General features: G+C 38.9%; 8 protein-coding genes. All 8 read right to left on the bottom strand.

The window, feature by feature from the left end:
* A partial coding sequence (locus IQ247_RS29310) for a GMC oxidoreductase (RefSeq protein ID WP_193925385.1) occupies positions 1–1,465 on the bottom strand: 1,465 nt, incomplete at its 3' end.
* Positions 1,466–1,636: 171 nt separating this feature from the next.
* On the bottom strand, positions 1,637–2,281 hold the full coding sequence (locus tag IQ247_RS29305) for a cytochrome c oxidase subunit 3 (RefSeq protein WP_193925384.1): 645 nt from the start codon (positions 2,279–2,281) through the stop codon (positions 1,637–1,639).
* Positions 2,282–2,479: 198 nt separating this feature from the next.
* The gene (gene ctaD / locus IQ247_RS29300; RefSeq protein ID WP_193925383.1) at positions 2,480–4,156 is read right to left on the bottom strand and encodes a cytochrome c oxidase subunit I; all 1,677 of its coding nucleotides are present in this window, start codon (positions 4,154–4,156) and stop codon (positions 2,480–2,482) included.
* Between the two features lie 163 nt (positions 4,157–4,319).
* Entirely contained in the window at positions 4,320–5,228 is a 909-nt protein-coding gene (locus tag IQ247_RS29295; protein WP_193925382.1) for a cytochrome c oxidase subunit II, read from the bottom strand.
* A 245-nt stretch (positions 5,229–5,473) separates the two neighbouring features.
* Positions 5,474–6,073, bottom strand: coding sequence for a DUF2231 domain-containing protein (locus IQ247_RS29290; protein ID WP_193925381.1), 600 nt, complete (start codon positions 6,071–6,073; stop codon positions 5,474–5,476).
* Positions 6,073–6,573 carry a DUF2231 domain-containing protein gene (locus tag IQ247_RS29285; protein WP_193925380.1) on the bottom strand — a complete coding sequence of 167 codons (501 nt, stop codon included), beginning with the start codon at positions 6,571–6,573 and terminating at the stop codon, positions 6,073–6,075. The genes IQ247_RS29290 and IQ247_RS29285 overlap by 1 nt, the downstream gene beginning before the upstream one ends.
* A gap of 592 nt (positions 6,574–7,165) precedes the next feature.
* Positions 7,166–8,224 carry an S-methyl-5-thioribose-1-phosphate isomerase gene (mtnA, locus tag IQ247_RS29280; protein WP_193925379.1) on the bottom strand — a complete coding sequence of 353 codons (1,059 nt, stop codon included), beginning with the start codon at positions 8,222–8,224 and terminating at the stop codon, positions 7,166–7,168.
* A 153-nt stretch (positions 8,225–8,377) separates the two neighbouring features.
* Complete coding sequence (gene dxs / locus IQ247_RS29275) at positions 8,378–10,285, bottom strand: 1-deoxy-D-xylulose-5-phosphate synthase (RefSeq protein ID WP_193925377.1); 1,908 nt, start codon at positions 10,283–10,285, stop codon at positions 8,378–8,380.
* Positions 10,286–10,380: the final 95 nt, after the last annotated feature.

Genomic DNA, 10,380 nt, shown 5'->3' with positions numbered 1-10,380 from the left:
CTCCTACCCGTAAAGCATTAGCAATAACTGTTAAAGCGGGACTAGTTGCAGAAATGGAAGGAAAGAAACTACTATCGACAACGTAGAGATTATCTATATCGTGAGTGCGACAATTAAGATTAAGAACTGAAGTTCTAGAATCTTCCCCAAAACGACAAGTTCCAGATTGATGAGCTACTACTTGAATTGGTGTTTCACCACGAGGATAGATATTTTGTTTATTTCCATCTACAGCTTTGAGTACATCAATCCAACGATAAATTAAACGGTCATGAGCTTCGGTGTTATTCGCTTTATAATCTACATATAATTTGGAATTATCCACACGAACGCGATTTTTAGGTGTTGGTAAATCTTCACTTTGTAACCACCAACCGATAGAACGTTTTGCTAATTGTTTTAAGCCAAATTCTGGCATTAATTTAGCGACAACCGATAAAAGTGGTGGTGATTCAGAGAAGATTACATCTTGAAGAATACCACCAGAATTTTGAATATGACCCATGGGGTAAGCAAAATTTTCATCACCCCAATAAAAATCATTAATATAGCGAGTTCTTTGAAACAATCCAGAATTAGTGTTGTTAGTAAGCTGTACCAACACCGTCATCAATTGTTTCATCAAATTACGTCCCACTAAATCCGAACTATTTGCAAGTCCTTTGGGATGTTTTTCATTCGCAGAACGTAATAGTAATGCTGCGGAATTTATTGCACCACAAGAAAGTACAATAATATTTGCCATGAACAAATAAGATTGTTCTCCAATTCTTATTTCTACAGCTTTAACTTCTTTACCTGAAGGGTTGGTGTGTAAACATACAACTTTTGCAGAAGTTTTTAGTGTCACATTATCATAAGTTTTAATTGCCGGAGAAATTCCAGTATCTTCTGCATCAGTTCGTCCTTGTTCTCCAATTCCAATAGGAAGATATGCTGGATGTAATCCTTGTTTGGAGATACTATTACAAATATCTTCAACTTGTGGTTCGCTATCAACTACAGGAAAAGGGAAACCTTGACTACGAGAAGGTTCGGTTAAATCATCACCAGTTTGACCGTGGACTTGATAAAGTTTTTCAGCTTCTGTATAGTAAGGTTCAAAATCGTTGTATTTAACTTCCCATTCTGGAGAAATACCATCTTGATGCTGAACTTTTTCAAAATCCTGTTCCCGCATCCGTTGTAATACACCACTATAAATTTTTGTATTACCACCAACAGAATAACTTGTTTGGGGATAGAAAAAGTCACCTTCTTCTTCATACCATTGTTCTGGTGCATGGAAATTTTCTTTTTTAAAAACCTCCACATCAACTAATTGCGAACTTTCTTTTTCTAAAAATTCTCCTTGTTCTAAAACAAGAATTTTCTTTCCAGTAGGAGCTAATTTACGAGCTAAAGTCCCTCCACCAGCACCAGTACCGATAATTATTACATCGTAATGTTGGTCATCAATAATCATAGTTAATTGTTGGTTGTTAGTTGTTAGTTGTTAGTTGTTAGGAGTTAGGAGTTAGGAGTTAGTTGTTAGGAGTTAGTTGTTAGGAGTTAGGAGTTAGGAGTTAGGAGTTAGTTGTTAGTTGTTGGTTGATAGTTGTTATAAGTTATTACACCTTTGACCTTTAACTTATTCTTACTGCCAAATATAAAGAAGTAGAAATAAAATAATCCAAATTACATCGACAAAGTGCCAAAATAATGAAGTTGCATCTACACCAAAATGACCTTTTTCGTAATTACCAGGTATAAAAGAACGAATTAACATAGTTAACTGCAACAAAACACCACTAAAAACGTGTAAACCATGGAAACCAGTTAACAAATAAAAACTTCCACCGAATGTACCTGATGTAAAACTGAATTCCAGACTATTCCACTCAACAGCTTGACCATATAGAAAATAACTTCCCATCGCCATTGTTAATAACCAGAATAGGCGAAAAAGCCAAACGTTATGATTTTTTAAAGCTCTTTCTGCAAAATAAATAACAAAACTACTCGAAACCAGAATTACTGTATTTATGGCAGGTTCTCGAACCTCTAACCCTTCAACTCCTGGTGGTAGCCAATCTATAGCCGTTGTTTTGTAGACTATATATCCCACAAAAAAACTTAAAAAAATCACGCTTTCCGAGAGCAGAAACACAATGAAGCCAAACATACTGTTGCCTTCTTCATCATGTTCATGTGCGGCTAAAATTGCACTATTTGATAATTGTAATTCATCCAATGTATTTTCTTGTTTAACCTGTGCCATATTCCCGTTTGTAGTATTCATAATAGATTCTATGGGGATTTTTTTTGCTCTGTGTGATTAGTTCCCAGCTAGAATCTGGGAACTAGATTAAATCGCGATCGCAATTTATCCCTGATGTGAATTCCAGTTAGAATCTGAGAACTAGATTAAATCGCGATCGCAATTTATCCCTGATGTGAATTCCAGTTAGAATCTGGGAACTCTTTACTGTTAACTTATTTAATTCAAATCAGCAGGGTTAGCGACTAAATCTTCAGGTGTTGATTTTCCATAACCGTAAGGTTCAGCAATCACAATTGGTAGCTGTTTTTCAAAGTTTTCTACAGGTGGTGGTGAAGAAACTAACCACTCTAAACCAATTGCTCTCCAAGGATTATCTGATGCTTTCTTACCATCAACCCATGAACTGATCATATTAAGTAAAAACGGTAACGTAGACATTCCTAAAATAAATCCGCCAATACTCGCAATGACATTCCAGAATGCAAATTCTGGATCGTAGGAAGCGACTCGACGGGGCATTCCTTGCAATCCTAAGGGATGCATGGGGAAGAAGTTGAGGTTTGCACCGATAAAGGTTAACCAGAAATGCAGCTTACCCAAACCTTCGTAATACATCCTTCCAGTCATCTTGGGGAACCAATGGTATAAGGCAGCATAAATACCCATTACCGTTGCGCCATAAATTACATAATGGAAGTGTCCGACAACGAAGTAAGTATTATTAACGTGAATGTCAACAGGAACCGCAGCCAGCATAATACCAGTGATACCAGCAAAGACAAACATCACTAATCCACCCAACGCAAATAACATTGGTGTATCAAGCCGTAACTTACCTCCCCAAACAGTTGCCACCCAAGCAAATACCTTGATTCCAGTGGGTACAGAAATCAACATTGTGGAGAACATAAACAACATCCGCATCCAACCGGGAGTACCGCTAGCAAACATATGGTGAACCCATACCACAGCACTCAATCCAGTGATAATCAAGGATGAAACGGCTACCACTTTGTAACCAAATAGCGGCTTGCGAGCGTAAACCGGAAATATCTCGGAAAAAATCCCGAAAATAGGCAGTATAATTACGTAGACCGCAGGATGGGAATAAAACCAGAAAAAATGCTGATACAAAACTGGGTCTCCACCCTTAGCCGGGTCAAAGAAACTAGTTCCCACGCTGAGGTCAAACAACAGCATTACCGCACCGGCAGTTAATGCAGGCAATCCAAACAATTGAATCATCTGAGCGCTTAATACCGTCCACACATAAGCAGGCATTTTGAAAAAGCCCATTCCCGGCGCTCTCATCCTAAAAATAGTGGTAACAATATTAACCGCACCCAAAATCGAAGATACCCCCGATAATGCCACAGCTACCAGCCACAGGAACTGTCCGTTAAATAAAAGACCCGTAGGATTTTGGGTACTTACAGGCGGATAAGACCACCAACCAGCTTGTGCAGGACCCCCAGGAACAAAGAAACTGGCCATAAGTATAATTCCAAACACAGGAACCATCCAAAAGGCAAGAGCATTCAAACGAGGGAACGCCATATCTCTGGCTCCAATCATCAAAGGTACGAGGTAGTTAGCCAAACCTGCCAGTACCGGAAAGGTCCACATAAAGAGCATTACCGTACCGTGCATGGTAAACATAGCGTTATAAACGGTGCGGTCTACCAAGTCAGATTCTGGGGTAATTAATTCGCCGCGAATAATCATAGCGAAAATACCACCAATCAGAAAAAATACGAAGGCAGTAACTATATATTGGATACCAATTACTTTATGGTCGGTACTGAAAGTAAAGTAGGTTTTCCAAGTTGTTGGAGGATGATGGTGATGTTGTTCGCTGACAACTTCAGTTTTTTCACTTTGAGTGCTAGTCATTTCAATTTTGGATTTTAGATTTTGGATTTTGGATTGAAATTGAGGAGTTAGGAGTTAGGAGTTAGGAGTTAAGAGTGAGGAGTGAGGAGTTTGGAGTTTGGAGTTATTACACCTTTAACCTTTAACCTTTAACCTTTAACCTTTGACCTCTAACCTCTAACCTTTAACTGTGATAATTGACTACAGGAGGCTCAGCAGGCTTAACTGTTGCCCAATTACTGTTAATTGCTTTGTCTGTAAATCTGCTATATTCTGACGCTGCTTGATTGAATGCGGGAGATGGTTCACGATTTGATGCTTCTTTTAACCACTGATGATATTTTTCAGCAGATTCTACAACAACATCAGCCTGCATTGCAGCGAAATAAGTCCCACTATACTGTGAATCCCGCAATCTATATTTACCTTCGAGGATGGGGGTGAATTCAAAGTTGATTTTTTCACCGGGAATTACATCTTGCTTTACCCGAAATGCAGGAATATAGAAACCATGTATCACATCCTCTGATTGCAGCGTTAGATAAGCACGCTCGTTCACTGGTAAGTGCAATTCGGTACTGCTAATATTCACTTTAGGATAGTCAAAAATCCAAGCCCATTGTTTAGCTGTGACTTCTATTCTTGGAGGATTTTTCACTGTTTCTGATGCTTGTGAAATTGGCTGGGCATTAGCCGATTTCATTCCCATAGACATATGGTGATGTTGCATCGAACCGAGAATTGACATTTGGTCATAAATTTGGTAGCTATAAACTCCAATCCAAATCACCAACACAAATGGAATTGCCGTCCAGATAACTTCTAAAGTGATATTACCTTCGATCGGCGGACCATCGCTAACGTCATACTTACCCGCACGATTGAAAATAACCGAATACAACAGCGCAGTTGTAACTCCCAAAAAGATAAATGCACCGATTGTCACTAAAAAGCTGAATAAATCATCTATCAATATAGATTCACTTGCCGCTTGTGGAGGAAGCCAAGAATAAGCTTGTTGTCCAATCCATAAACTAACAACAGCTAGAATAATAGCACTGACAATTATTGATATAATCTCGCGTCTTTTCATAAGTAAGAAATAGTTGATGGTTCTTAGTTGTTAGTTGTTAGTTGTTAGTTGTTAGTTGTTAGTTGTTAGTTGTTAGTTGTGAGTGGTTAGTTGTTAGTCGTTAGTTGTTAATTGTTAGTTGTTAGTTGATAGTTGTTAGTGGTTAGTTGATAGTTGTTAGTTGATGGTTGATAGTGGTTAGTTGGTAACTGTTAACTGTTAACTGATAACTGATAACTGTTCACTGATAACTGATAACTGTTTATTTACTTCAATAAAGCATTAGGATCTTGTCCCAATCGCAGTAAATTATCTGCTGTATTATGTATACCAAATTCACCAGCCATATGCGCTCCTAATGTTCCGTGGAGATACATAATAAACATGATGAATAATCCAACGGCTAAATAACTCCACTGGACTTGTAAAGCCCTATCCTTACGCCACTTATAGCGCTGAAATCCACGCCATACTGTCATTCCCACAATCAGCGTTAATAATACAACACCTCCAACACCATGCCAAAGCATTGTTTCCATTGCTCCCAATCCCCAAGCACTTTTTACGTCAGTTTGGGTTTGCGCTAACATGATTTCGTAGAAACCTGCTGCAACAGTAAAAAATGTAATGATTGCCGAAGCCAGCATATTATACCAGCCCACATCAAAAAAGCTCGAACGAGTAGCTTTAATCGCTAAAAATTTGAAGACTGGTTTTTCTAATGTGAAAAATACACCAACTATATCAAAAGCAATAGCAATAATAAATAATCCCAATGTTAGATGCACTAAATTAGGATGAATTGGGATAGTATAAGGTAATCCATTTGCTCCTAAATCTAACTGTTGAATAAGTTCCGAATTCATTATAAAATCCCCTCTTTGATAGCTTCTACCACTGGAGTTGTATGTAGTCCATACACCCAAACTAACTTGTCTCCAAGATAGACCTGAACACACACTAACATTGTTAAAAGAAGTCCTACTCCTAAATAAGAAATTGGTATAGTTTTAGAATCGCGCAAACGAATTACATACCGCCAACTTGTAATTGCAGCAATGATTCCTGAAAGTGACCAACCGATTATGGTATGTAAATTCAGTACTGGTTCAACTGCATCATAAGCTAATGCTAAGCCCGCCTCAATCTGACCAAAAATAATCGCAATAAAGATGGAAATTGTCGCAAAAAACATATTCCACCAACTTACTTCAAAAAGCCGATAATTTTTGGTAAAATAACCTATTACATCGCACAAAAAAGCAAACAAAACCATCGCAATCACGAAATGAACCACGATAGGATGAATGGTATCTGGATAAGGTAAGTTATGCTCGTTTAAAGCCGGAAGAAGATTCTCAAACATTGTATTTCTCTTTACATTTTTAGCAAACTAGTCGCTAAATGCTTGCGCTTCAATATTAGCAATAATATGTTAGGTTTTGTAATATTTATTCACTGTATTTAATTGCACAAAAATCATTATAGTTTAATGTTTGTGGAGTAATTTTTGTTCTGTATTTTTATCTGAACACAAAAAATGCTTAGTACGACAATTTGTCATAATTAAACAAGAGTAAAATATATGGTTTGATTTACTTTTTACAATTTTAAATTTAGCTTCTGTTACCTTGATCAATCCTGCTCTAAAAAACTATTATCAGTTAAATATATTTGCTAAATATTTTGGTTTAAATTAAATTAAAGTAAATTAAATTCAAGTTAAGTTTGATTTAAAGAAGTCGGGTTTTGAGGATAAATATCTCTAACAACAGACAATACTTGTAAAAACCCGATTTCTTAAAACGATAATCATAAATAGAAGAAGTCGGGTTTTTAGGATAAATATCTCTAAAAACAGATAATCCTTGTAAAAACCCAACTTCTTAAAACGACAAAAAATGTAAATTTCAATTCGATTATTTCTCAGGTAGATGCCAGCAAACTCAAACCAATAACTAAACCATTTGCTTATTTTGATATTTTGTCAAATCTGCCGGTGTTAATACACCCTCTTCCGTAATAATTGCTGTAATTAATTCTGCTGGAGTCACATCAAAAGCCGGATTATAGTAATCCACACCTTCTGGAGTCAGGATAGTTTCTCCTACTTGGTAGATCTCCGCTGAATTACGTTCCTCAATCGGAATTTGTCTACCGTCAGTAATGGAAAAATCAACTGTAGAAAGAGGTGCAGCCACGAAAAACGGTACATTATGAGCTTTGGCAACAATTGCCAAACTATAAGTACCAATTTTATTAGCAGCATCACCATTTGCAGCAATTCTGTCAGCACCGACAACTACAGCATGAATTAAATTTTGTTTCATGCAGTGCGCTGCCATACTATCAGTAATTAAAGTTACCGGAATACCTTCTTGAACACATTCCCAGGTAGTGAGTTTAGCACCTTGCAATCTCGGACGAGTTTCATCTGCGAACAGTCTAGACAAACGTCCTTCTCGCCAAGCCGAACGTACTACACCCAAAGCCGTACCATAACCCGCAGTCGCCAAGCCACCAGCATTACAGTGAGTCAGTAAAGTCAACTTTTCTGGAGTTTCGGGTAAAACCGACAAACCGCGATCGCCAATTTTATGACAAGTTTGCAGGTCTTCATTATGAATCGCGTGGGCAGTTTCAAGCAGAGTTTGTTTAATTTCTTCTACAGTACCGATTGTTTCATAAGTAGCCTTGAGCATACGTGAAATTGCCCAAAACAAATTAACTGCTGTCGGACGAGTCTCACGCAGCATTTGGGCGACTTGTTCTAAGTGTTGTATAAACTCATCGCGGTTACTTGTTTCACTTTCCCGCGCTCCTAGATATATACCATATGCAGCAGCAATTCCGATTGCAGGCGCACCACGGACAATCATAGTCTTGATTGCCTGAGCCATATCTTGACTACGGTGAATTTCCACGTAGGAATATTCCGCAGGTAAACGAGTTTGGTCGATTAAAGAAACCGAATTATTTTGCCAAATTACAGGATATACGAGATTATTTTGCGACATCTTACCTTGAGATGGGAATGGGTAATTGGTAATGGGTAATTGGTAATGGGTAATGGGTTTAGAATTTTGCTTTATAACTCCTCACTCCTCACTCTTAACTCCTAACTATTTCCCATGCCCAATGCCCAATACCCAATTACCAATTTATTGTAATTAAACTACAGCAGATGGTTGATTGCTGAAGAAAGCTTTTAAAATTCTTTGAGCAATCTGGGGACTAGTTAAACCTAATTCTGCCTTACTTTCATCGGGTTTAGCATGATCAACTAAAACATCCGGTACACCGAAACGCTTTATGGGTACTAAAATATCGGCATCTAATAGCGCTTCTGCAACCGCAGAACCAAACCCACCCATTAAACAACCTTCTTCTAAAGTGACAACTCGCTTGATTTCTCTGGCGAGGGGGAACATAAGTTCCGTATCCAAAGGCTTACAGAAACGAGCATTAATAACGGTGGCTTCGATACCGTGTTCGCTGAGAATTTCCGCAGCTTGTAAGGTTGAATTTACCATGGAACCGTAACCGATCATTAATACATCATCGCCGTTACGGAGAATTTCGCCTTTACCAATTTCCAAAGGTTCCCAACCTTCTTCCATTAACGGCACACCATAACCATTACCACGAGGGAAACGCATGGCAATCGGACCTTTGGTATAGTTAACACCCGTTACTGTCATCCGCTGAAGTTCAGCTTCATCTTTGGGTGCCATCATCACCATATTGGGAATGCAGCGCATATAAGCAATATCGTACATTCCCTGATGGGTGGGACCATCATCACCGACAATTCCTGCTCGATCTAAACAGAAAAATACGGGTAAATTTTGGATACAAACATCGTGAATGATTTGGTCATAGCCACGCTGTAAAAATGTCGAATAAATATCGGCAACAGGACGCATCCCTTCAGCAGCTAATCCAGCCGCGAGAGTAACAGCGTGTTGCTCGGCGATTCCTACGTCTATATATTGTTTGGGTAACTTCGCTTGCAATTTATCTAAACAAGTCCCTGTCGCCATGGCAGCGGTGATACCGATGATTTTTGGGTTTTGTTCGGCAAGTTTTACTAAAGTATGAGCAAAAACTTTTGAGTATTTAGGTGGTTTGGGGGTACTTGAAGGAATCGCTTTACCCGTTGTTAAATTAAACGGACTTTGGGCATGATAGCCTACTTTGTCTTTTTCGGCGATTTCATAACCCTTACCCTTCGTAGTCGCCACATGAACTAAAACTGGTCCGGGTATTTTATGCGCTTGCTTGAAAGTCGCAATTAAATCTTCCAAATTATGACCATCAACAGGTCCCATATAGGTAAAGCCGAGTTCTTCAAACACCGCTCCTACCTTGGGAACTGCTAACCGCTTCATTCCTTCTTTGATGCGTTCGAGTTCCGGTGTCAGAGACTCACCGACAAAAGGCAGCTGCTTAACCTGTTCCTCTAAATTATCCTTAATAAACTGCATCGGCGGAGACAACCGCATTTTATTTAAATAACGGGGAATTGCGCCGACGTTAGGAGAAATTGACATTTCGTTGTCATTGAGGACAACTAACAGATTAGTATTAGGCAAATGCCCAGCGTGATTGATAGCTTCCAAAGCCATACCACCAGTCAAGGCTCCATCGCCGATAATCGCAGCGACTTTAAAATTTTCTCCCTTGATATCTCGTGCCAATGCCATTCCTAGCCCCGCTGAAATGCTAGTAGAAGCGTGTCCGGCACCAAAATGATCAAATTTATTCTCACAGCGCTTTAAATAGCCTGCAACTCCATCCTTCTGCCGTAAGGTATGGAAATGATTGTAACGTCCTGTAATCAATTTATGGGGATATGCTTGGTGTCCCACATCCCAAATAACTTTATCTCGATCTAAATCCAGAGTTTGATAAAGTCCCAACGTTAATTCAACGACACCCAACCCAGGGCCAAGATGTCCTCCGGTTGCAGCCACCGTTTGTAAATGTTTGTCTCGAATTTGACGAGCAATTTGCTGTAGTTGCCGAATCGATAACCCGTGCAACTGATTCGGATGAGTAATTTCACTCAGGTGCATATTTACTGGGTTTTCCTCTCTACAATTATTTGTATATTGATTGTCCCACGGGAATGGAAATTTGGGGGAGATGGAAGGGGATAAGGAGATGGGGG

This window comes from Plectonema cf. radiosum LEGE 06105 (assembly GCF_015207665.1).
Classification (GTDB): domain Bacteria; phylum Cyanobacteriota; class Cyanobacteriia; order Cyanobacteriales; family Nostocaceae; genus Rivularia; species Rivularia radiosa_A.
Note: the sequence above shows the minus strand (reverse complement) of the source record. Positions and strands in the feature narration are given on the sequence as shown.

Coding starts and splice junctions, on each gene's coding strand:
- IQ247_RS29285 (WP_193925380.1), bottom strand. CDS start 6,573: ATGTTTGAGAATCTTCTTCCGGCTTTAAACGAGCATAACTTACCTTAT.
- ctaD (WP_193925383.1), bottom strand. CDS start 4,156: ATGACTAGCACTCAAAGTGAAAAAACTGAAGTTGTCAGCGAACAACAT.
- dxs (WP_193925377.1), bottom strand. CDS start 10,285: ATGCACCTGAGTGAAATTACTCATCCGAATCAGTTGCACGGGTTATCG.
- IQ247_RS29305 (WP_193925384.1), bottom strand. CDS start 2,281: ATGAATACTACAAACGGGAATATGGCACAGGTTAAACAAGAAAATACA.
- IQ247_RS29290 (WP_193925381.1), bottom strand. CDS start 6,073: ATGAATTCGGAACTTATTCAACAGTTAGATTTAGGAGCAAATGGATTA.
- mtnA (WP_193925379.1), bottom strand. CDS start 8,224: ATGTCGCAAAATAATCTCGTATATCCTGTAATTTGGCAAAATAATTCG.
- IQ247_RS29295 (WP_193925382.1), bottom strand. CDS start 5,228: ATGAAAAGACGCGAGATTATATCAATAATTGTCAGTGCTATTATTCTA.